Here is a 20,415-nt window from a genome sequence, read left to right as displayed (position 1 = left end):
CGTTCCCCTCCCGGCAGGTCAGACGCGCCCGCGAACGAGGTCGATCAACCGTCCGAGCACGTGACCGCCCCCGGCGCGCACGCCGTTGTGCTCGTACTCGTTGGTGATCCACGGCCGCAGCGTCGGGATCAGCCGCGCGGTTTCCTCGGAGAACGCCCGCTCGACGTACATGTCGTTGGCGTAGATCGCGGCGGCGGCCGGGACCGTGCACTCGCGCAGCACGTCGGCGTCGTACAGCCGCGGCCATTCGTGCGCGGCGAGCAGTTCCGCGGTCTCCTTCATCGGACGGAGGCTGTGGAGGTCGTCGAACAGCGAGGGGAACACGTGCTCGCCGGTGAACAACGCCCGGTCGGTGCGGAACTCGTCCGGCAGCACGCGCTCGGCGGACCAGCGGGTGGCGAACCCGTCGGAGTACGACGACTCGTGGATCACCGAATACAGCGGATTGCGCGCGCTGAACGGCAGCGAGTTCGCGACGTCGTGCGCGAACGCGGGCGACTCAGGGTCTCGCTCGATCAGATAATGCAGCGCTTCCTCGCCGCCGCTGGCGCCGAAGAGGTAACCGAGCTGCCGGAACAACCGCGCGGTCAGCGGACTGCCGTCGGGCAGGACCACGGCGCCGTCGTCGAGCAACGGCAGCAGCGCCTCGACGCGCGCGCGATCGCCGGGGTAGCGGAGGTAGTACCGGCGGTTGCGCTCGAGGAGGTTGGCGAACGTCGCGGTGTAAACCTCGTCCGGATGCCGCGCGATCGGCGGCAGCCCGCCGGTGAAGAACGCCTCGGCCAGGCCCTCGGGGTGCTGGGAAAGGTAAGCGAGCGTGCAAAACCCGCCGAACGACTGCCCGAGCACGCTCCACTTCTCGACGCCCAGCTGCTTCCGCACGAACTCCGCGTCGCGCACGATCGCGTCCGCGCGGAAGTGGGTGAGGTATTCGGCCTGCTCGGCAGGCGTGCCGGCGAGCGTGCCGACCGGCGTGGAGCGCCCGGTGCCGCGCTGGTCGAGCATGAGGACCCGGTACTCCTGCAACGCTCGCGGCAGCCAGCTGGGCGTCCCGCGCGACGGCCGCGGCGCTTCGTGCCCGGGACCGCCTTGGAGGTAAACGAGAAACGGCCGGTCCAGCCCGTCCGGATCGGCGACCTCGCGCGCGAAGACGGTGATCTTCGCGCCGTCCGGCCGGGAATGGTCGAGGGGGACGGAGAACTCGTGCTCGGTGAGCACCAGGCCGGGAACGCGCACGGTGGTTGCCATACGGGCGATTCAACCAGAACGGGCGTCCGGGAAGCCACGGAAATTGGCGGCTGCGGTCTATTGTGGACAGTTGCCCCGGTGCGCGCGTCCGGTGGCCCGCTCGTCCGGGTGCGGCTTGGGCGGTTCCCCCGGCAGCCCAGTCGTTTCCCGCTGGGTTCGGCGCGGAGCGCCCGCTCGGCCGCCGAGCCTCGCCCCGGCCGGGGCCGGCGTTACTCCTTGCCCATCGACCGGCGGATCTCGGCCAGCTTGTCCTTCGCCGCCTCCTTGCGGTCGGCGATCTTCTTGTCCAGCGACTGCAGATCCTCCGGCCCGCCGATCCCCGCGAGCTCCTGCGAACCGACCGAGGTGGTGTAGCGCTTCTCGATCCGGTCCCGCACGAAGTCGAACGACGGGGCTCCGTTGTCGCTGTAGTCGGGTTCCGGGAGGTCAGCGGGCGGCGGGCCGGAACTCTCCACGATCTCCGCGTCGAGCGGCTGCTGCTCGCCGGGCTTGTCCGCGCTCATCGTCTCGCCTCTTCTCGGTCGTCGGCTCCGCCTCCGACCCTAGCCGACCTAGCGCGGACGGGTGGATGTTTCGCCGCCGGCGGTGTGCGGTAGCCCATCAGGGAGAGAAAGGAGCCCGCGATGCTTCGCCCCCGCTCGACCGCGCCGCCCGCCCCGCCCGAGCCCGTTCCGCCGGGTCCGGTGGAGCCCGACCCGGTGACGCCGGGACCGGACCGTCCGCTTCCCGACCCCGAACCCCTCCCGCCCGACTCCGAACCCGGCCCCGAGCTGGCGGCGGCCGGTCCCTTGTGGACGGTCCGGCCGGAGTGAACCCGCGGGCCCCGGGGCGCGCTCGCGCAGTTCTCCGTTCCCTGCACCGCGCCGGACCGCTTCGCGCAATCCTCGGCGAAGCACCCGGGAACTCCGGCGTTCAGCCGCGAAATCCGCCTGCCTCCAGGGCCGCGTCCACCTTCGCCCGGTGCGCCTCCGCCCACTCGTCGAGCGTCTGCGCCTCCTCCTTGGCCAGCTTCGCCCGCGCGTCCGCCAGCACCTGCGGAGCATCCGCCCCGGGCACCACGACCACGCCTTCCTCGTCCGCCACGACGATGTCCCCGGCGTGCACCGTCACCCCGCCGCACCGCGCGGGCTCGCCGAGCGGGGTCACCTTGGCTTTCGTCCCGGGAATCGGAATCACGCCGCGCGCGAACACCGGAAAGCGCGCCTCGCGGACCTCCGAGAGGTCGCGGATCACGCCGTCCAGGACGAAGCCCGCGATGCTGCGGCGCTGAGCGGTCGCGCAGACGTTGCCGCCGGCCAGCGCGTAGTCGACGTCTCCCGATTCCGCGACGATCACCGCTCCGGCGGGCGCGCGATGGATGGCCGCGTGCAGCATGAGGTTGTCGCCCGGCGGGCAGCGCACCGGGTACGCGGGCCCGGCGAACCGCGGCACGGGACCCCACAAGGGCCGGATGCCGTAGTCGAGCACCTGGCCGCGGCCGAGGAGGTCGGCAAGGGTCGTGGTCGGGATGTCGGCGAAACCGTCGTCCATGGACGGCGATGCTCTCACGCGCGGCGCGGCCGGATACCGTTCCGTGGCACCGATCACGGAGGAGAAGATGGCTTTCCGGCACACCGTCGCCAAGTCCCCGGTCGGCGACCTCACCCTGGTCGCCGACGGCAGCGCGCTGGTCGCCGTCTACTTCGACGGCCACAGCCGGACTCCGCGTTTCCCGGACTTCGGGCCGCGCGCCGACGACCGTTTCGCCGACGCGACTCAGCAGCTGGACGAGTACTTCGCCGGCCGGCGCCGGACCTTCGACCTCGAACTGGACCCGCGCGGCTCCGAGTTCGAACGCCGCGTGTGGCAGCTGCTGACCCGCATCCCCTACGGCGAGACCCGCACCTACCGCGACCTGGCCGTCGAACTGGGCGAACCGGGCGCGGCACAGGCGGTCGGCAACGCGAACGGCTGGAACCCGCTGAGCATCGTCGTGCCGTGCCACCGGGTGGTCGGCAGCAGCGGCGGCCTCACCGGATACGCGGGCGGCGTCGACCGGAAACGGTTCCTGCTGCGGCTGGAAGAACCGCCCGCGGACGACGCCGGACGCCTGTTCTGAGGGTGTTCACCCCAGCGCGGCGCGACCGTGCTTCCAATACCCCTGGAACGCGATCGCCTGCTTCGGCACCCCGCGCTCCCGCGTGAGGAACCGCCGTGCACCGGTGGCGAGCCCGCTTTCCCCGGCGACCCACGTGTATCCCGGCGGATCGGAAAGATCGAGCTGGCCGAGGACGTCGAGCGCGAGCCGCCCCGGCAGCCGGCCGTCCTCGCGGACCAGCCACTGGACCTCGGCGCCGAGCGGTACGTCGACCGCCTGAACGTCGTCCCGCGCCCCGACCTCCAGCAAGACGGTGGCCCGCAAACCCGGCGAGGACTCCAGGATCGCCAGCGCTGCCGGAATCGCGCTCTCGTCAGCGAGCAGAAGCTGCGTGACGCCTTCCGGCGGCAGGTACGTGACGCCCTCGTCGAGAATCCCGACCTCGTCGCCCGGCCGCGCGTTCTCGGCGAACTTCGAGGCCGGACCGCCGTCGCCGTGCACCGCGAACTCGATGTCCACCTCGCCGGGCCGCGCCGCCCGGATCGTGTAGTTCCGCACCCACGGCCGGGACGCGGTGCTCATGAGCATGTGCTGCGCGAGCCAGCGGGTGCTCGACGCGGTGGGGAGACGCAGCCCGCGCTGACCCTCGCGCGGAAAGAACAACCGGCACCATTGATCGAACCCGAGCGGCGCGAAGTCCGCGAGATCCTCCCCGCCGACGGTGAGGGTCACGAAATGCGTGGACGTCCGTTCGGCGCGCAGCACGGACGCCCGGAGCAGCCGCCTGCGGTCAGGCGTGCGGCGCTGGGGGAGGGTCGGCATGGAGTATTCCCGATTCAGTTAGGTAAGGCTTGCCTTAGGCAAGGTTAGCCGGTGCCGCGTCAGTACGGCAAGGTCCGCCCTGGCGGCAGCTGTGCGTACGCCTTGCCTAGTGCGGATGCGTCCGTTCGGGCCAGTCTGCCGAGGGTTGCTTTCGCTGGGTGATCACTCTCCGTGTCACTCATGTGGGTGACGGTTGACTGCTCAATAATCCGACTCGCCGTGACACTCTGTGTATCACTCCACGTCGATCCTGGGGGTCGAGGTGGAGTTTCTCCGCATGGCGACCGTGCGAATGAACGTGCATCTTCCCGTGTCAGGGCCGGTTCGCCGCAGTTCGCGGACGCGTCAAGAGGTCTGGACAAGTCGCCGCTAGAGTGTCCGCCGGGTGTCGAATCGGTGACCGCGAAGAGTAGCGAAAACCGTCACTCGAACCGCTGGGCGACGCTGGGGGACCGTTCACCGCGACACTGCCAGTAGAACTGGCTGGTGACGCACCGTCTTCGCCAGGATGAGCGCATCCGGGGCCCGCGCCGCACGACAGCCGGGGCTCGGACAGCCGTCGGAATCGGTCCGCCGGCCGGAAGAGAAAGGGATGACGACCTCATGACGGTGGTTCCCTGCCTCGCCGACCATCCGCGCCACACTGGGCAGCCGCCCGCACCGGAGGCAGGCGCGGTGCTGGTCCTGGAGCCGCGGCCGGACCCGCCGGGCCCGGAGCCCGCTGGGGAAGGGAAGCTGGCTCGCGATCCGGGGAAGCTGGCGCGGCCTGTCGGGCTGCGCGGAGGCAACACGGCGCCGGCTGGCGAAGCCGCGACGGAAGCAAGCGTCGGCAACGCAGCTGCGGGCATCGCGTCCGCGCCCAGCGCAGCCGATGAGGCCGCGAGTACCGCGACGGAAGCCAGCGCGGTCGAAGCGCACTCAGCCGACCTCGGCCAGCCCGGCGATGCGGCCGCACCAGACGCAGTCGAAAGCACAGCAGCGAAAGCCAGTTCAGCTGAGCCCGCTCAGTCGGCAACCGACTCGGCCAACCCCATCTCAGCCGCATCCGCCACACCTCAGCCAGCCGAACCGCTCCGCCCCGATCCCGATCACCCCGCCCGAGTTCGCGTCGTCGTGGACTGGGACCCCTTCTCCCGCCCGCCCCGCCGGGTGGCGACCCGGGACGAGATGCTCGCCTCCGCGCACCGCGTCCTGGCGCGGCGCCAGCCCGGCCGGCACCGCAAGCCCGACAACCGCGATCCCTGGATCTCCCGGGCAGCGGATTTCGTCGTCGCCTGGGCGGCCACGCTCCGGTTGGCGTTGCTTCTCCTCGCCGGTGCCGCGTTCCTCACCGGTCTCGCGCTGATGAACAGCCCGATCGCGGGCGTCGCGGTGACCTCCGTGACGCTCGCCGCGGGTGTCGCGGCGTGGGTGGCCCGGCCGCGAAGGTCGCCGACGCATCGGTGCTGAACGACGTCGGTCCCGCGCGCGGCCGTTCGACGAGAGCGCCCCCGAGGCTTGGAACCCCGAGTTCATCGAGTAATTCGTCCAGGACTGGACCGAACGCGGCATCCTGATCGCCGCCGAGGGCGTGCACCCCTCGGCGAAAGGCGCGATCGCCGGCAAACCACGCGGCGCGACGCCGGTCGCGACGGACATGCCGTTCACCGGGGCCAAGCAGGTCATCGGCGGGTTCGCGCTGGTCAACGCCGCGGACCGGGCGCAGGCGGTCGAGTGCGCGGGCCTGTTCGACGAGATCGAGGTCGAGGTACGGCAGGTCGTGGAGTTCGCCGACCTCCTCGATCCGACCGCGGAACAGCCCAGCGCGCCGGGGGCATCCGGGCGCATTCGCGAGCCAGGTCTTTGTCATTCGTCGACCCGCACCGCACCGCACGGGGATCTTCGTCCTGGGGACAGGGCGGGGTCCGAGGAGGCAGCGGTGCGGGTCGTGCTCACGGCGGTCTTGACCACGATGTCAGCGCTCATGCCGGTCCAAGCGAAAACGGCCCAGCCCGCGGCGAAGATCGTGGTGTGCACAAACACTGCGACGACCCGCTCGCGGTCACGACGGCGCTCGACGACCGGGTCCTCCAGGTGCACTTCGCCGACGGCGACCCGATGGGCTGGGCGGTCGTCGACCGCTCGCGGCCCGGGGATCAGGTGTGGCTCGACCGGTCCTTCGACGGCGGCGCGACCTGGGACGGCGGCGCGCAGCTCGGGTTCACCACCGCGCCGTCCGGGGTCGGCGGCTGGCGCACCCAGATGTACAACAACGACGACTGGAACAACCGCGGCGTCGGCGCCCTGCGCGCGTGCGGCAGCGCCGTCGGCACCGGCCGATCGCTTGCACCCCTTGGGCGCGCACCCGCTGGAACGCGGCGAACCACGCGCAAGCGGCGGCGACCGCGATGATGGCGCTCTACGACAACGGCACCGGCTACTTCCGCAACGGCGGCGGCTGGGGCACCGCCGTGTCGCTGGCCGCGGTGATCCGCAACGCTTCGGTCAGCCGGATGGCTGGCTGCGACTACGTGATGGCCACGACGTGCGACGAGAATGCCAACGCGGGCCGCGGCCAGTTCCGCAACGAGTTCTCCGACGACACCGGCTGGTGGGCGATGGCGTGGCTCGACGCCTACGACCGCACCGGCCAGCAGCGCTACCTCGCCGCCGCGAAGGCCGACGCCGACCACATGCAGACCTTCTGGACCAGCGAGTGCGGCGGCGGCATCCGGTGGAAAGAAGGCCTGACGTACAAGGCATCCATCTCCCAACAGCCTGTACATCCAGGTCAACGCGACTATCGCCGACCGGACCGGCGACGCGACCTACCGGACCCGCGCGCGGCAAGGCTGAGATTGGTTCCGCGGCAAGGGACTCATCGGGTCTGACGGCCTGGTGGCAGACGGCGTTGACGGCGCCAGTTGCGCCGCGGTCGGCCAGCGCTACACGTACAACCAGGGCGTGCTGGTCTCCGGTCTCACCGCGCTGTCCAAGGTGACCGGCGATCAGAACCTGCTCAGCACCGCCCGTGCGGTGGCCGGCTCGACGACGCGCACCGGTTCGTACTTCACCGGCTCCGACGGCATCGTCCACGACCCGGGCGAGGGCAGCAGCTGCACCGACGACGGGTCGTACTTCAAGGCCGGACTCGTCCGCGGTCTGTCCGAACTGGACGCCGCGACGCCCGGCGCGCCCTACCGGGATTTCCTGACCAGGCAAGCGGATTCCGCCTGCGCCCGCTCCCGCGATGACTTCGACCAGTACTCGCGTTCGTGGTCCTCCAGCGCGAACAAGGGCCCGGGCTGCCAGGCCGCCGCGCTCGTCCTGATGAACGCCGCGGATCAGCCCGGTCCGTGACCGACAGCACACCCGCCTCCGCAAGGCCCATCCGGGTACGGTTGACGGTGCCACGGAATCCTGCGTGGTTCATGCGGACGGGGAAGGGTGATCGTGGAGCTGAAGGTCGGGTACAAGGCGTCGGCGGAACAGTTCGGGCCTCGCGAGCTGGTGGAGTTCGCGGTGCGGGCCGAGGAGCTGGGGCTGGACTCGGTGTGGGTGTCGGACCATTTCCTGCCGTGGCGGCACGAGGGCGGGCACGCGCCGTGGGCGCTGGCGTGGATGCCCGCGGTGGCGGAGCGGACCAGCCGGGTGCTGATCGGGACCAGTGTGCTGACGCCGACGTTCCGGTACAACCCGGCGGTGATCGCGCAGGCGTTCGCGACGATGGCGCTGCTGTCGGACGACCGGGTGATCCTGGGCGCGGGCACCGGCGAGGCGCTGAACGAGATCGCGGTGTCGGGCCGGGAGTGGCCGGAGTTCAAGGAGCGGTTCGCGCGGCTGCGCGAGTCGGTGCGGCTGATGCGGGAGCTGTGGAGCAAGGACAGCGTCGATTTCGAGGGCGACTACTACCGGCTGGTGAACGCGAAGATCTACGACCGGCCGGAGCGTCCGGTGCCGGTGTACATCGCCGCCGGGGGCCCGGTGGTGGCGAAGTACGCGGGCCGCGCGGGCGACGGGATGATCTGCACGTCGGGCAAGGGCATGGAGCTCTACACCGGGAAGCTGATGCCGGCGATGGCCGAGGGCGCGGCCGCGGGTGAGCGGGACGCGTCGAAGGTGGACCGGATGATCGAGATCAAGATGTCGTACGACCGGGATCCGGAGAAGGCGCTGGCCAACACGCGGTTCTGGGCTCCGCTGTCGTTGAGCGCGGAGCAGAAGCACACGGTGTCCTCGGCGGAGGAGATGGAGCGGCTGGCCGACGAACTGCCGATCGAGCAGGTCGCGAAGCGGTGGATCGTCGCTTCCGACCCGGACGAGGCGGTCGCGCAGATCAAGCCCTATCTTGACGCGGGCCTGAACCACCTGGTCTTCCACGGCCCCGGCCATGACCAGGAGCGGTACCTGTCGCAGTTCGCCGAGGACGTGCTGCCGCGACTGCGCGCGCTGTCCTGACTGCTGTTTCTCGGGAACCCCCGTCCGGCTTCGGCTGGGCGGGGGTTTTCAGTCTTCGCTGGGGAAAAGGATCGGGCTGAGCAGGTATCGCCTGCGTCCTGGAGCGGGCGAGTTCGCGAGCATGGGCGCGATGGCTTTGCGCATGCCGTCGATCATCGCGAGCAGTTCGTCGCGGTCCAGCCAGACCGCGTGCTGCCGGTAGCCGACGAGATCCTCGACCGGATCCGCCTCGTCCCGGCTCAGGTAGGCGTCGAACTCGGCGACCAGCGCGGCGGTCGCGGCGGCGAATCCGCGCCGGTGGTCGTCCGGGGTCAGCCGGGCGATCGCGTTCTGGTCGACCGACGCGCGTTCCTTGCGCAGCCGGTAGGTCCGTTCGACCGCGCCGCGCACGCGCTGTTCGTCGGCCACCTCGAGGACGCCGCCGTCGGCGAGGAGGTCGACGTGACGGTAGACCGTCGCCTTCGAAACGTCCGGGAGCAGCGCGCCCAGTTGCGCGGTGGTGAGCGCGCGGTCGCCGCGCAGCGCGTGCACGATGCGCAGCCGCACGGGATGTCCGAGAAGAGTCAACACGTCCACTCCCGAATGTTCTCACGAGGTGCTACCATTCTCATAACTTGAGAACAATGGGGGCGGGGATGATGCCGAGCGAACTGGCGGCGGCTGTCGCCGGACAGGCCAGAGACGGCCGGTTTGACGAGGTGGAGACGCGGTTCTCGCCGGAGCTGCGGGCGGCGGTGCCCGGTGCGGTGCTGGCAACGGCGTGGAACGCGCAGGTCGGCGAGCACGGTCCGGTGACCGCGCTCGGCGAACCGGTCGCCGAGCCCGCGGGTCCGGGGCTGACGCGCGTTCAGGTGCCGGTCGTCTGCGCGCGGGGCGGATTCCTCGTGGTGCTGTCGGTCGGCTCGACGGGAACCGTTGCGGGGCTTCGGTTCGCGTCCGCTGCGGTGTGGACCGAACCGTCCTATGCGGACGAGTCGGCGTTCGCCGAGCAAGATGTCGTTCTTTCCGCGGAAGAGCATTCGGTGCCGGGGACGGTGACCGTGCCGCGAGGGGACGGGCCGTGGCCGGGCGTCGTCCTGCTCAGCGGAGGCGGAATCTTCGACCGCGACGAGACGGCCGGGCCGAACAAGCCGCTCAAGGATCTCGCGTGGGGCTTGGCTTCTCGCGGCGTCGCGGTGTTGCGCTTCGACAAGGTCACGCACGCCCGTCCCGAGCTGGCGGCCGCGCCTGGCTTCACGATGTCGGCGGAGTACGTGCCGCACGCCGTCGCGGCCATCCGGCTTCTGCGGGCGCACGGCAGCATCGATGCGTCGCGGGTGTTCGTGGCCGGGCACAGCATGGGCGGGAAGGCCGCGCCGCTCGTGGCGGTCGCCGAGCCGTCGGTCGCGGGGCTGGTTCTGCTGGCGGCTGACGCCGAGCCGATGCACCGGGCCGCGGTTCGGGTGGTCCGGCATCTCGCTGCCTTGGACGCCAACGTCGAAGCGCTTGTCGAGCCGATCGCCCGGCAGGCCGAAGCGGTCGCTGATCCGGCATTGTCGCCGTCGGCGCCGGGGGAGGGGTTGCTGTTCGGCTATCCCGGGTCGTACTGGCTGGAGTTGCGCGAGTACGACCCTGTCGCGACCGCTGCGGCGCTGGAGGCGCCGATGCTGGTGCTGCAGGGCGGCCGGGATTATCAGGTCACCGTCGAAGACGACCTGGCCCGCTGGCGGGCCGGGCTGCCGGATGCCGCGGTCCGGGTCTATCCGGCGGACGACCACCTGTTCTTTCCCGGCACCGGTCCGTCCACTCCGGACAGTTACCGGGAACCGCGGCATGTCGACGCGAAGGTGGTGGCCGATCTCGCGGACTGGCTGGCACAGCAGTGACCGAGGTCCGCACGAGGGCGCGGACCTCGGTCGCCGTCACTGCCGCCTGAACCGCCTTCTGCGGGCCGCCACCAGGAAGCCCGTGCCTCCGGCGAGCAGCGCCCCGCCGAGGATCAGCAGCATCGGCAGGAGCGGGATCCCGGTCGAGGCCAGCGAATCCGTGTCCGTCGCGCCCGGAGCGGGCGGATGGGCCGCCGGGGGAGCCGGGTTCGGGCTCGTCGCCGGTGGCGCGGACGAGGCGGGCGGTCCCGGCGGCAACGGAAGGTAGACACCGGCGTCGATGGTGTGGTCGACCCCGCCCGCCTCGGCGGGAGCGGTCACCGGTGCGTAGCCGTCGCAGAGCCGTCCGGACTTCGGCGGCACGACGTTCGAATCGTGCGCCCGGTCCGGTCCGGCCGCCGGGAGCGTGAACCGCAGGTCGGTCGCCGGCGGCGTTCCGGGCACGTTGTCCGTCGCCGCGGTGCAGACGTCGAACTGCACGGTGTACTTCTCGCCCGGCTTCAGCTGGTACTCCGCGCCGACGCCGCCGAAATAGTACTCGCCCGCCTTGTCGGTCTCGGTGCTGGCGACCTTCTTGCCGTCGGCGTCGAGCAGATTCACCGTCGCCTTCGCGAGCGGGACCTCGTCCGTGCGGTTCGGGTCCTGGATGCCGTTGTGGTCGCCGTCGAACCACACGAGGTTGCCGATCTGGATCGGCGCGTTGGCCGCTTGGTAGGCGATGTCGCCGAGCCCGCCCGCCTTGCCGAAGCTGTTGACCGGCCCCACGAACGCGTATCCGTGCTTCGGATTGTCGTGCCCCGGGCCGATGCCGGTGTCGACGTCGTAGTAGCCGACGCCGTCCGAACTGACCTGCTGTGCCGGGTCGAGCTGGGTGCTGATCACCCATTGCTGCTGCGGGACATAGGCGACCGAACCCTGCGCGGCCTCTTGGTGCAGGCCGTTTCCGGAGCGGTCGGGATCGTAGAAATCGCCGTGGAAGTATTCGACCGTGCCCGCCGGTTCGCGGCCGTTCGTCGCGGGCGTGCCGTGGTTCGGGCAGAGCCCGGTGCCCTCCCAGTCGTACCCGCCGCCGGGCGCCGCGCAGGCCATGGTGATGTCGCCGCCGGACATGCCGGTCGCGACCCCGGTGCGCCCCGGACGCGGGTCGATGCCGGAGCCGAAGACGTCCATGAACCGGTCGCGGAAGCCGAGGATCATCGAGCCGTCGCGGGTGAACGCCAGGCTCGCCAGTTCCGGCTGCGGATTGATCCCGGGGCCGTGCTTGACGAACTTGTCCCACGACGCGAACGAGGTGTCCCATGGATTCCAGTGGTCCATGTCCTCGTCCTGGAAGCCCGCGATGACATTGCCCCGGAGATAGTCGAGACGGTGCTCGAGCACCGGTGTGAACTTCCCGCCGTCGTAGGTGTAGACCACGGCTTTCAGATCCTCGCGCCGCTTCGTGCTTTCCGCCGAGCAGACGCCGCCGACGTACAGTTTCGCGTCGTGCGCGGCGACCGCGAACGGCCGCCAGTCGTCGGGCACGGCACAGTCCGGATCCGGGATCGGGACGGTCTTGCCCGGTTCCGCGGTGGCTCCGGTAGCGTCGAAACTGAGCAGGTTCCGGGTCGCCAGGCTTACCGCGTACAGCGTTTTGCCGTCCTCGGCGAGGGCGATCCCGCCGAGGCTTTCCTTTCCGGGGACGTCCACGAAATGCTCGTCCTTGCGCATGTCCACCGCGCCGTGTGCGGTGACCGCCGCGTCCGGGACTTTCGCGAACAGCTTGGGCGCGCCGCCGCCGAGCGGCGTGGCGTAAATCGCGCCGCCGCCTTCGGGGCCGTAGGTGGTGAAGCGTTTCGCGAAGGCCGACTGGAAAATGCGGTCGCGGTATTTGTCGTACGCCAATCCCCACGTGGTGCCGACCTGCGCCTGGGTGTTCAGCACCGTCGGGCAGGCCGAGTCGGCCGGGCAGGTGCCGCGGAGAGCGCGGTCGAAAGCGACCAGCGCGCGGCTGTTCGGATCGGGGGCGCTGCCGTCGCTGTTCACCGCCGGGTTTTGCACCGGAACGTAATAGCGCGCGTCGGGCGGGGTGTGGTCGGCCGGGTTCCACACGCCGGTGACGACCGCAACGTCTTTGCCCTCCCGCAGATCCACGAACGTCGTGAAACTGTCGAAGTGGTTTTTCTCCGTCGACGCGGGCGCGGCGCGCAAGTACGCGCGATACGGATCCGGAACGGAGACGTCGACGCGGTAGCGGCCGCCGGCGAGCGGGGCGGCCGGGTTCGCCACGACCTTGCCCGCCGCGTCGGTGCGGCCGCGCACCTGATGTCCGGCGGGGTCGGTGACCAGCACGGACATGCCCGGCTGCGGGGTGTCCATGGCGGCGTTGACGATGCCGGTGCCGAAGAAATCGCGGAGCACCTGGACGGTCAGCGTGCCGTCCCCGGCGGCAGCGGCGGCGCCAGTGGTCACCGTCATCGAACTGCCGCCCAGCACTAAGGCAGCGGCGGCTGTTCGAGCCAGCCGGAATCTGCCACTCGTTCTTCTGCCACCTCGGTTCATGACTGCGGGATCTCCGTTCTCTGCGCGGAATACTCGCGCGGCGTGCCGCAAAGCTGTAACAGTGAACCAGAAAACGGTCTATCCGGGTACGGCACCGGGATAAACGGACCGGGTGAATCGAAAACCCTGCTACGGTCACTCGCTGTGCTGGGAAAACGGATAGCGCGCCGATGGATCGTCGTCGCCGCGGCAGTGACAGTCGCGCTCGGCGCAGGAATATTCTGGTATGCCGCCGCGGGTTCGAAGAATTCCGGACCGCGCGCGGTCACCGCGGACGAGGCGAGCAGGCTCGCGATCGCGCGATTCCGCAATTACCGGAAACAGGCTCGCGCGGTGACGATCAGTGTCCCCGGCGCGGCGGGCGAACTCGTGATCACCGGTTCGGCCGATTATCGTGCCAAGGCCGGTTACGGAGTGCTGAAAGGCAACGGCCGCAACGACTCCGGCAATGGTCTGATCCGGTGGACGGCCACCCGGATCGAACTCCGGCCGCTGCCCGTCGTCCCGGATGCGCCTCCGGAGAAACCGCCTTCGGACGGCTGGTTCGCCCGCCCGCTCAATCCGTCCGCGGGCGCGCTGGACCGCGCATTGGCCATTCTTCTCGGCCTCGGCAGCGACCGTCCGGACAACGCGCAATTGCTTCCGCAGAACGGCGCCGAATGGGTAGCGGCCGATCAGGTGAACGGACACCCGGTCGACGTCTTCACCGGCCCGGATTCCCGGGACCGCCCCGGCAGCGCGGGAAAAGTCCGGTACTGGCTCGACGCGGACGGCCTCATGTACCGGGTGCAGGCGGCGATCCCGGGGGAGACGAATCCGGTCGTTATTTCTTTCGACGCACACGAAATCATTGCGGTGCCGTCTGCGCGGTGAGTTTTCCTTGGGGGTCACGAGAACGAGGCTTCTCGCCGGCGCGGAGCACGGGCTGACAAGGCTGGTCGCGGGGGTCGGCTCCGCATCGCGCGTCGGGCCGGCTGGCAAGGGGCGAAACCCCTGCGGGCGCAGTGGCGGGCGGTGCGCGAAGCTGTTCCCGCTCGATGGGTGCGGGCCCGTGGGCAGGTGCGTGAGGGGAATCCTCGGGGAAGCAGATTCCTCAGGGTTCCCCTGGCGTACGTCAGCGGGAGCCGGGGAGGCCACGCAGCCCGGCTGGCGCCGCGCATCGCCGTAGCGAGGCCGCGCACAATAGCTGCCGAGAAGCCCCATGCGGTGCACGCCTGGGTTCGCCCCGCCGCGACCTGCGAGGTCGCAGTCCTATTCGGCGGTCACCGAGGCGCGGTCCGCCAGCAACGACGCCGCCGGCGCCTGGATCTGCGCGACGTCCGGAAACTCCGGCATGGCCGGGACGACCGTAGGTCCGGCCGTGCGCGCGTCCGGAAACTGCGGCTGTGACGGCGGTGCCGCGACCTCGGTGAACGGAATTCCCGCAGGCGGTTTCGCCCTGGTCCACATTCCCGAGGGCGAGGCGGCAGTCGCGGGACAAGCCGCGTTCGTCGGCAGTCCTTCCGGAATCGTGTGCAGTGCTCCGGAATCAAGGCAGTTTCCGCTGCCCTTGGTCGCGCCGGGGAAGGTCCAGCCGACGTCGATGCCGTTCGCCGCGAAGACGTCGCCGGCGATCCGGTTGTCCTTCGGCGGCACGTCCTGGGTCGCGGTGAGGACGAGCCCGGCGTTCGGGTTCCCGGCGATCCGGTTGCGCAGCACCTGGTTGCCGCTGCCGCCGTCGATGCCGATCCCGATGCCCCAGCCGCCGTCGGCCTGCTCCGGTGTGGCCGCCTGCCCGTTGGCCGCGACCAGATTTCCGGCGAGCACGGAGTTCTGCTGCGGCAACAGCTTCTCCTGGTGATCGGAGTTGGCGGTCGCCCCGACCCGGTTGCCGCTGAACCGGTTCCCGACGACGTACATCTCGCCGCTGGCGTTCGTGCCCTCGAACCCGACCGCGTTGAGCTCCGCGACGTTGCCCCGCACCACCGTCCGGCAGGGTTGGCATTGGCCGACATAGATTCCGGAATCAGCGCCGCCAGAGGTGTAAGACTGCTCGATCACTCCGTTCTGTGCGGAAAACGCATAGATTCCGTAGAGACCGTTGCGGGTGGCGGTGACGTGCGAGACCAGGAACGCACTGAGGAACCGGATCGGCTCGTCGCCGGTGTCGTACCCGCCGCCGTGCCCCGGCAGCCCGTCGGCCGCTTTGACCGAACCGGTGACGAGCACGCCGTTCTGCGTGTGATTCCGGACTGTCAGGTTCTCGACGGCAACGCCCGGCGCGGACACGACGACGCCGTTGTCGCGCTTCAACTGACCGTCGACGACAACTTTCTCCCGCACTTCGCCGCGCAGCGTGACCCGCGGCGTCGTGATCTTCACCGTTTCGTGGTACTCGCCTGGCGCGACGAGCACGAGATCTCCCGCCCGCGCCAGGGAAACAGCGGCGGAAATGGTCGGCGCGTCGGCGGGAACGCGGATCGTCACGCCCGTCCCGTCCGGACGGTGGCCCTCGGCGGAGGAAGAACCACACCCGCCGGCCAATGCGGCGGACAGCCCCAGGATCGCCACCATGGCGGGAAAACGCATGCGCCCAGTCTGGCATGAGCGCCGGATTCCGTTGGGGTGATTGTCCGTGGGGTTCGCGGTCGTGCGCTTGGTTGGGCGGGGCTGGGTGCTGGATGCGAACTCGGCGGGAGTTTTCTGCTGGGCGTGCGGGGGAGAGGGTTGGCGATGGGATGGGCGGTCGCGTGGCTGGCCGCCAGGCCGGGCTTGCCGGGGGTGTCTCGTCGGGTGCGTGGGCGAGGCAATTGGGATGGAGTAGGCGCTCGGGTGCCCGACCTGGCCGGGCTGTCGGTCGACCACCCGTTTCGCCGCGCCGAATTCGCCTGCGGCACGGGAATCTGTCACGCTGCCCGTCGTGAATTCCGCTGAGCGCCGCCCTTCCCGGCGCGCTTTTCTCGGGGCGGCCGTGACCGCCGGACTCGCCGCCGGTTGCCATGCGGCGCCTGTGCCCGACGCCGGAAACCGGCCCGGCCCGATTCCGCACACTGGTGCGCATCAAGCCGGGATTGTTGCGCCGCAGCAACCGCAATCGCATCTGTTGGTCGTCACAGCTGATGTTTCCGTTGCGCCGGGACCGCTTCTCGCCGAATTGGGGCGTCGCGTTCTGGCGGTGACCGCGGGAAAGGACGAGCGCCTGCTGGGCTTGCCCGCGGGCGACTTGACCGTGACGGTCGGCGTCGGGCCGAGGCTGGTTCAGGCCGTCGATCCGCACCTGCCCGGGGCGAAGGACCTCCCTCCGGCGGCCCGCGAAGCGATCGCTCCGGCAGACCGCGGCGGGGATCTGCTGCTTCAGCTCTGCGCCGGCGACCCGCTGGTCCCGCCGATCGCCGCGGCCGCGCTCCTGGCGACGCCGGGCGTGCGCGAGCGCTGGCGGCAATCCGGCGCGCGCGGACCGCACATCCCGGTCTCGGACGGGCAGACTGCGCCGCGGAACGTCCTGGGGTTTGTCGACGGGATCGTCGGTCCGCGCACGCCGGCCGAGCAGCAGCGGGATCTGTGGCTGGCCGGCCCGGCCCCGGTGGCGGGCGGCACGATCGCGGTCGTCCGGCGGATGGTGCTCGACGTGGCGCGGTTCGCGGCGTTGCCGGTGGCGGAGCAGGAGGCCGTGTTCGGCCGACGGAGGGACACCGGGGTTCCGCTGTCGGGCGGGAGCATCGCCGACGGGCCGGAGCTGGGCGCGAAGACTCCGGACGGCCGCTACCTCGTCCCCGCGGGCGCCCATGTCCGCCGGGCGCACGCGAACGTCGTGGGCGCGGGGCTCATGCTGCGCCGCAGCTACAGCATGGACGCGCCGGCGCCCGGCCTGCTCTTCGTGAGCTTCCAGAACGATCTGCACACGTTCACCGCCACACTGGCGAGCATGGAAGCCGCGGACGCGCTGCTGCCGTTCACGACCACCACCGCGAGCGGGACCTTCCTGGTCCTTCCCGGGTTCGACGAGCGGCGGCCGCTGGGTTCGATCCTGTTCCCGTCGTGAGCGGGGGATACGAAAAAAAAGCCCTGCTTCTCCGAGGAGAAGCAGGGCGAAGGTGGTGCGCGATACTGGGATTGAACCAGTGACCTCTTCCGTGTCAGGGAAGCGCTCTCCCGCTGAGCTAATCGCGCGAGGTGGAGACGGGATTCGAACCCGTGTACACGGCTTTGCAGGCCGTTGCCTCGCCTCTCGGCCACTCCACCGCATGGGGCTTGAGCCCTCCGAGCGGACGACGGGATTCGAACCCGCGACCCTCACCTTGGCAAGGTGATGCGCTACCAGCTGCGCTACGTCCGCACTACCGTGGCTTCGAGGCGGTGCCGGGAATCTCGTGATTCCGGCTCGCACCCCGTCGCCGTGGTGTGAAGAAACCATATCCGACCCCGGCAACCGTCGCGGCACCGGGGGGTTGTTGGCCCGTTCCCGGGCCGGTGATCAGGCCAGATCGTTCGGGATCAGGTGGGTGAGCGCGTCGTCGACGTCGACCCACAGGTGCTCGTTGCCCGGCAGCACGACGTCGTACGTGCGGTCCAGGAAATCGGCCAGCTCCTGCGCGGACGCCTCGAACATGGCGTGCCCGGACGGCGAGTTCAGCTCGATCAGGACCGACTCCGGGTCCTCCACCGAGGGCCGGATGCGGACGTCCCCGTCGCCCGCGTCGGCGAGGAGGCCGTCGGCGAGCAGGTCGCGCGCGTAGACCCATTCGACCCAGCCCGCCCGGCCGGTGCGGAAAGCGGCGACGACGGCATAGGGGTCGCGGGTGTCGTAGCGCAGCTCCACCTTCACCGGAACCGCCGGGGTCCGCGGCGCCAGCAGGTCGAAGACCGCCGTCGAGCGGAGCGTCACGTGATCGTTGCGCATCGTCCTACCCTTCGTCTCCCTTCCCGGCCCGGACGACCGAGGACAACGGTGAGACGCACCAGGAGCCCGGATCCGTCGCGAGTGCGCTCGAGATCACCCGTTCGAGACCGTCTGCCCCGAGGTCCGTCCGGTCCGTCGCCGTCCGTGCCGCGCAGCCTTCAGCGGGCGCCCGGTGGGGAGCCACCAGTACATCTTGCGCGGTTCGGCCGCTGTGCGATAGCACCGTCGCACGGATGTCGCGGACGGCCGCACGCGCCCCCGCCGGTGCAAGGCCTTGGTTAGCTCGGGGTTGTTCGGACGGTATTCGCTGGCAGACGCGCTGTAGTCGGATCAAACCACCCGTTTGCAGGCCCCCGAAAGTCGTGGGGTAGGCTGAGCACGCACCGCGAGCGGGCGATTAGCTCAGCGGGAGAGCGCTTCGTTCACACCGAAGAGGTCACTGGTTCGATCCCAGTATCGCCCACAGCACCCTGCGACGGCCTGCCAGCGAACTTCGCGGCAGGCCGTTTCTCGTATCGGCGGCGGTGCGGAAATGCGACGGCAAGCGGCCCGTGGTCGACGCGGCAACGCGGGTGCCTGGCCGAACCCAACGCCGGACGGCCGGGCGAGGTCCTTTGCGAAAGCGAATTCGACGCGCGCGCGGAAGGTTCACGCGAGGACGACGCCTGGGCCGGGGCATCCGCGACACGGCGAGGATGCCCCCAGCCCAGGCGCCAGCCAGGCTGCTGGCCCGTGCGTGGGCGGCTCAAGGGCCGAGCGCCCCGCGAGTCCGGCCAGGGCACCGGAAATCCGCGCTGCGCGACGGCAGGCTTCCCGTCGCGCCAGCCGTGCTGCAACGGCGGCGAACCGGATCGTCCCGCCCCTCTCCGCGGCAGCCCACGCCGTCCCGCGCCACGCGACGGGAGGCGCGGCGGGCCGGATCCCCGGTCAGCCCGCGCCGTCGGCCTGCACCGCGACCGGCACGGTCACCGGGTCGCCGCAGCGCACGGAGCCGGGGCGGAGCACCGCGGCGTACGTCCCGAACATGGCTCCGGTCTCGCGGATGATCGAGCGCAGCACCTCCCGGTCCTTGGGGAGGCCGCGCTGCGGCTGCGAGACCATGACGCACCGCTGGCAGAGGCTGGTCACTTCGAGGACGGCCTGGCCGATCCGCAGCTCGTCGCCCACCTCGCCCTCTCCGGACCGGGCGGCAGGGCTCGCGGAAGGGACAGGATCAGCGGCAGGGCCCGGCGCGAGCACGATGTTCGGCCGGAACCGGCGCAGGTCCCAGTCTCCGCCGGGGTGCCAGCCCTTCGCCGTCCGCAGCGAGTCCCGGCTCAGCAGGTGCACCGGGGAATCGTCGACGAAGCCCCAGGCGGGCAGGTCGAAGGTGGCCAGCTCGGCCGACCCGTCCGGATCGCCCTGGTACTCCTCGACCGCGACCGCGCGCCCGACCGGGCGTTCCAGCCGCACCGGCTGGCCCAGCCACCGGCCGAGGACGGCCTCCGCGTCCGGCTCGTCGGTGCGCACGACCGGCCCGCCCGGCACCGCGATCTCCGCCTCCCCGCCGAGCCAGCGCGCCGTGGCGTCGAGCAGTTGCGGGACGCGCTTGGCCGTCAGCACCCGGCCGGTGGCGACGGCGACGACGGCGAACGCGCGATCGCCGACCACCACGCGGTCGAGCACCAGCTCGGCGACCTGCTCCCCGCCCATCGACTTCACCGGGTAGCGCCACAATTCCGCTACCGCCGGCGCGTTCACAGGTCCAGCACCAGGTTCGCGGCGGGCCGCGAGATGCACAGCAGGACGCTGCCCTCGCCGGGGTCCACCTCCGGCCGCACGTGATAGCTCACGGTGCCGCGCTTCAGCACGCTGCTGCAGGTGCCGCACACGCCGCCCCGGCACAGCGAAGCGGTGTCGATGTCGTTCTTCTCGGCGAAGGCCAGCAGCGAATCGCATCCGTCGTCCCACACCGCCTCCAGGCCGGAGAGCTCGAACCGCACCCGCAGCTCGGTGATGAGCGGCAGCGCGTCGATGCTGTCCGAGGCCCGCACGGTCGGCCGCACCATGGGAATCGACTTCCGCTCGGGATCCAGCATCGCCAGCCGCTCGGCGGGCAGCGGCGCGGGGTCCGTCTGCGCGAATCCGTGCCGGGCGAACCAGCTCTTGGTCGTCTTGGTGAACACGACCGCGGTGGGAAACCCTTCCGATTCCAGCACGATCAGCATGCTGGCCAGCAGGAACCCGCCGATGCCGAGGCTCTGCCAGCGGCCGTCGACCACGACGTTGAAGATCTCGGCCAGGTCGGCGAAGCGGCGGATCCCGGCGCACGCCACCACTTTCCGGTCGACCTCGACGACGTAGAACTCCCCGGCGTCGGTGTCGAACAGCTCCAGATCGCGCGCGATCAGGCCGCCCGTCGCCACGAACGGCTTCGACAGCTCGTACATCGCGAAGGCGTCGTCGCGCTCGGCCTCGCGGAACGTGGCGTCGATGATCTCGTCCCCGCCCTGGCTCACGATGACCTCGAACCGCGCTCGTTTCCTTTCGTCTGACACGGTGTCCCC

At 70.6% G+C, this 20,415-nt stretch carries 20 protein-coding genes, 4 tRNA genes and 1 pseudogene; 12 read left to right on the top strand and 13 right to left on the bottom strand.

The features are described 5' to 3' along the window. Nucleotides 1-18 precede the first annotated feature (18 nt). Both H4281_RS39355 and H4281_RS39350 read right to left on the bottom strand, forming a co-directional pair. Complete coding sequence (locus H4281_RS39355; protein WP_182895929.1) at nt 19-1,248, bottom strand: alpha/beta fold hydrolase; 1,230 nt, start codon at nt 1,246-1,248, stop codon at nt 19-21. Between the two features lie 209 nt (nt 1,249-1,457). Continuing rightward, nucleotides 1,458-1,751, bottom strand: coding sequence for a hypothetical protein (locus H4281_RS39350; RefSeq protein ID WP_182895928.1), 294 nt, complete (start codon nt 1,749-1,751; stop codon nt 1,458-1,460). Nucleotides 1,752-1,871: 120 nt separating this feature from the next. Here H4281_RS39350 and H4281_RS39345 point away from each other — a divergent pair, with 120 nt between their 5' ends. Further along, on the top strand, nt 1,872-2,060 hold the full coding sequence (locus H4281_RS39345; RefSeq protein WP_182895927.1) for a hypothetical protein: 189 nt from the start codon (nt 1,872-1,874) through the stop codon (nt 2,058-2,060). Between the two features lie 100 nt (nt 2,061-2,160). Here the strand turns inward: H4281_RS39345 and H4281_RS39340 are convergent, their stop codons facing one another. Next, complete coding sequence (locus tag H4281_RS39340) at nt 2,161-2,778, bottom strand: RraA family protein (protein WP_182895926.1); 618 nt, start codon at nt 2,776-2,778, stop codon at nt 2,161-2,163. A gap of 43 nt (nt 2,779-2,821) precedes the next feature. Here H4281_RS39340 and H4281_RS39335 point away from each other — a divergent pair, with 43 nt between their 5' ends. After that, nucleotides 2,822-3,346, top strand: coding sequence for a methylated-DNA--[protein]-cysteine S-methyltransferase (locus H4281_RS39335; RefSeq protein WP_370648188.1), 525 nt, complete (start codon nt 2,822-2,824; stop codon nt 3,344-3,346). A 6-nt stretch (nt 3,347-3,352) separates the two neighbouring features. Here H4281_RS39335 and H4281_RS39330 read toward each other — a convergent pair whose 3' ends face one another. Then, nucleotides 3,353-4,147 carry a siderophore-interacting protein gene (locus tag H4281_RS39330; RefSeq protein WP_182895925.1) on the bottom strand — a complete coding sequence of 265 codons (795 nt, stop codon included), beginning with the start codon at nt 4,145-4,147 and terminating at the stop codon, nt 3,353-3,355. A 603-nt stretch (nt 4,148-4,750) separates the two neighbouring features. On the opposite strand from H4281_RS39330, the gene H4281_RS39325 reads away from it, so the two are divergent. The 6 genes and pseudogenes from H4281_RS39325 (at nt 4,751) to fgd (ending at nt 8,584) form a co-directional block, all read left to right on the top strand. Continuing rightward, nucleotides 4,751-5,596 (top strand): hypothetical protein, encoded by an 846-nt coding sequence (locus H4281_RS39325; protein WP_182895924.1) that lies wholly within the window; start codon nt 4,751-4,753, stop codon nt 5,594-5,596. Further along, a pseudogene (locus H4281_RS45995) lies at nt 5,586-5,924 on the top strand (YciI family protein); the annotation flags it as partial. The gene H4281_RS39325 and the pseudogene H4281_RS45995, both read left to right, overlap by 11 nt. Before the next feature lie 233 nt (nt 5,925-6,157). Further along, on the top strand, nt 6,158-6,538 hold the full coding sequence (locus H4281_RS39320; RefSeq protein ID WP_182895923.1) for a hypothetical protein: 381 nt from the start codon (nt 6,158-6,160) through the stop codon (nt 6,536-6,538). Next, on the top strand, nt 6,535-7,017 hold the full coding sequence (locus H4281_RS46465) for a glycoside hydrolase family 76 protein (protein ID WP_182895922.1): 483 nt from the start codon (nt 6,535-6,537) through the stop codon (nt 7,015-7,017). The genes H4281_RS39320 and H4281_RS46465 overlap by 4 nt, the downstream gene beginning before the upstream one ends. Nucleotides 7,018-7,024: 7 nt before the next feature. After that, the gene (locus tag H4281_RS46460) at nt 7,025-7,486 is read left to right on the top strand and encodes a glycoside hydrolase family 76 protein (protein WP_182895921.1); all 462 of its coding nucleotides are present in this window, start codon (nt 7,025-7,027) and stop codon (nt 7,484-7,486) included. A gap of 93 nt (nt 7,487-7,579) precedes the next feature. Next, the gene (gene fgd / locus H4281_RS39305) at nt 7,580-8,584 is read left to right on the top strand and encodes a glucose-6-phosphate dehydrogenase (coenzyme-F420) (RefSeq protein ID WP_182895920.1); all 1,005 of its coding nucleotides are present in this window, start codon (nt 7,580-7,582) and stop codon (nt 8,582-8,584) included. A 48-nt stretch (nt 8,585-8,632) separates the two neighbouring features. Here fgd and H4281_RS39300 read toward each other — a convergent pair whose 3' ends face one another. Next, complete coding sequence (locus H4281_RS39300; RefSeq protein WP_182895919.1) at nt 8,633-9,160, bottom strand: helix-turn-helix domain-containing protein; 528 nt, start codon at nt 9,158-9,160, stop codon at nt 8,633-8,635. 47 nt (nt 9,161-9,207) lie between these two features. On the opposite strand from H4281_RS39300, the gene H4281_RS39295 reads away from it, so the two are divergent. Then, nucleotides 9,208-10,449, top strand: coding sequence for an alpha/beta hydrolase family protein (locus tag H4281_RS39295; RefSeq protein WP_182895918.1), 1,242 nt, complete (start codon nt 9,208-9,210; stop codon nt 10,447-10,449). A gap of 36 nt (nt 10,450-10,485) precedes the next feature. Here the strand turns inward: H4281_RS39295 and H4281_RS39290 are convergent, their stop codons facing one another. Then, complete coding sequence (locus H4281_RS39290; protein WP_220508517.1) at nt 10,486-12,906, bottom strand: SdrD B-like domain-containing protein; 2,421 nt, start codon at nt 12,904-12,906, stop codon at nt 10,486-10,488. 228 nt (nt 12,907-13,134) lie between these two features. Here H4281_RS39290 and H4281_RS39285 point away from each other — a divergent pair, with 228 nt between their 5' ends. Then, nucleotides 13,135-13,863, top strand: a complete 729-nt coding sequence (locus tag H4281_RS39285) for a hypothetical protein (RefSeq protein WP_312872264.1) — start codon at nt 13,135-13,137, stop codon at nt 13,861-13,863. Between the two features lie 378 nt (nt 13,864-14,241). Here H4281_RS39285 and H4281_RS39280 read toward each other — a convergent pair whose 3' ends face one another. Further along, nucleotides 14,242-15,558, bottom strand: coding sequence for a right-handed parallel beta-helix repeat-containing protein (locus H4281_RS39280; RefSeq protein WP_182895916.1), 1,317 nt, complete (start codon nt 15,556-15,558; stop codon nt 14,242-14,244). Nucleotides 15,559-15,889: 331 nt separating this feature from the next. Here H4281_RS39280 and H4281_RS39275 point away from each other — a divergent pair, with 331 nt between their 5' ends. After that, complete coding sequence (locus H4281_RS39275) at nt 15,890-17,011, top strand: Dyp-type peroxidase (RefSeq protein ID WP_182895915.1); 1,122 nt, start codon at nt 15,890-15,892, stop codon at nt 17,009-17,011. 53 nt (nt 17,012-17,064) lie between these two features. On the opposite strand, the gene H4281_RS39270 is transcribed toward H4281_RS39275, so the two are convergent. The 4 genes from H4281_RS39270 to H4281_RS39255 all read right to left on the bottom strand — a co-directional run bounded on the left by H4281_RS39270 (nt 17,065) and on the right by H4281_RS39255 (nt 17,869). Beyond that, nucleotides 17,065-17,139, bottom strand: a tRNA-Val gene (locus tag H4281_RS39270). A gap of 1 nt (nt 17,140) precedes the next feature. Continuing rightward, a tRNA-Cys gene (locus H4281_RS39265) sits at nt 17,141-17,211 on the bottom strand. Between the two features lie 21 nt (nt 17,212-17,232). Next, nucleotides 17,233-17,305 (bottom strand) — tRNA-Gly (locus H4281_RS39260). 138 nt (nt 17,306-17,443) lie between these two features. Continuing rightward, on the bottom strand, nt 17,444-17,869 hold the full coding sequence (locus H4281_RS39255; RefSeq protein WP_005159130.1) for an SsgA family sporulation/cell division regulator: 426 nt from the start codon (nt 17,867-17,869) through the stop codon (nt 17,444-17,446). A 391-nt stretch (nt 17,870-18,260) separates the two neighbouring features. On the opposite strand from H4281_RS39255, the gene H4281_RS39250 reads away from it, so the two are divergent. Continuing rightward, nucleotides 18,261-18,332, top strand: a tRNA-Val gene (locus tag H4281_RS39250). A gap of 464 nt (nt 18,333-18,796) precedes the next feature. Here H4281_RS39250 and H4281_RS39245 read toward each other — a convergent pair. Together H4281_RS39245 and H4281_RS39240 are read right to left on the bottom strand one after the other, a co-directional pair. After that, a complete protein-coding gene (locus tag H4281_RS39245) occupies nt 18,797-19,609 on the bottom strand; it encodes an MOSC domain-containing protein (RefSeq protein WP_182895914.1) in 813 nt (270 codons plus the stop codon). Further along, nucleotides 19,606-20,406 (bottom strand): GNAT family N-acetyltransferase, encoded by an 801-nt coding sequence (locus H4281_RS39240; protein ID WP_182895913.1) that lies wholly within the window; start codon nt 20,404-20,406, stop codon nt 19,606-19,608. Before H4281_RS39240 ends, H4281_RS39245 begins: the two co-directional genes overlap by 4 nt. Between the last annotated feature and the right edge of the window lie 9 nt (nt 20,407-20,415).

It is taken from the genome of Amycolatopsis dendrobii (assembly GCF_014145675.1).
GTDB classification, from domain to species: domain Bacteria; phylum Actinomycetota; class Actinomycetes; order Mycobacteriales; family Pseudonocardiaceae; genus Amycolatopsis; species Amycolatopsis dendrobii.
This window is presented reverse-complemented; position numbering and strand designations above follow the sequence as displayed.

Coding starts and splice junctions, on each gene's coding strand:
- H4281_RS39295 (WP_182895918.1), top strand. CDS start 9,208: ATGGGGGCGGGGATGATGCCGAGCGAACTGGCGGCGGCTGTCGCCGGA.
- H4281_RS46465 (WP_182895922.1), top strand. CDS start 6,535: ATGATGGCGCTCTACGACAACGGCACCGGCTACTTCCGCAACGGCGGC.
- H4281_RS39280 (WP_182895916.1), bottom strand. CDS start 15,558: ATGCGTTTTCCCGCCATGGTGGCGATCCTGGGGCTGTCCGCCGCATTG.
- H4281_RS39330 (WP_182895925.1), bottom strand. CDS start 4,147: ATGCCGACCCTCCCCCAGCGCCGCACGCCTGACCGCAGGCGGCTGCTC.
- H4281_RS39345 (WP_182895927.1), top strand. CDS start 1,872: ATGCTTCGCCCCCGCTCGACCGCGCCGCCCGCCCCGCCCGAGCCCGTT.
- H4281_RS39340 (WP_182895926.1), bottom strand. CDS start 2,778: ATGGACGACGGTTTCGCCGACATCCCGACCACGACCCTTGCCGACCTC.
- H4281_RS39355 (WP_182895929.1), bottom strand. CDS start 1,248: ATGGCAACCACCGTGCGCGTTCCCGGCCTGGTGCTCACCGAGCACGAG.
- H4281_RS39255 (WP_005159130.1), bottom strand. CDS start 17,869: ATGCGCAACGATCACGTGACGCTCCGCTCGACGGCGGTCTTCGACCTG.
- H4281_RS39290 (WP_220508517.1), bottom strand. CDS start 12,906: ATGACGGTGACCACTGGCGCCGCCGCTGCCGCCGGGGACGGCACGCTG.
- H4281_RS39350 (WP_182895928.1), bottom strand. CDS start 1,751: ATGAGCGCGGACAAGCCCGGCGAGCAGCAGCCGCTCGACGCGGAGATC.
- H4281_RS39325 (WP_182895924.1), top strand. CDS start 4,751: ATGACGGTGGTTCCCTGCCTCGCCGACCATCCGCGCCACACTGGGCAG.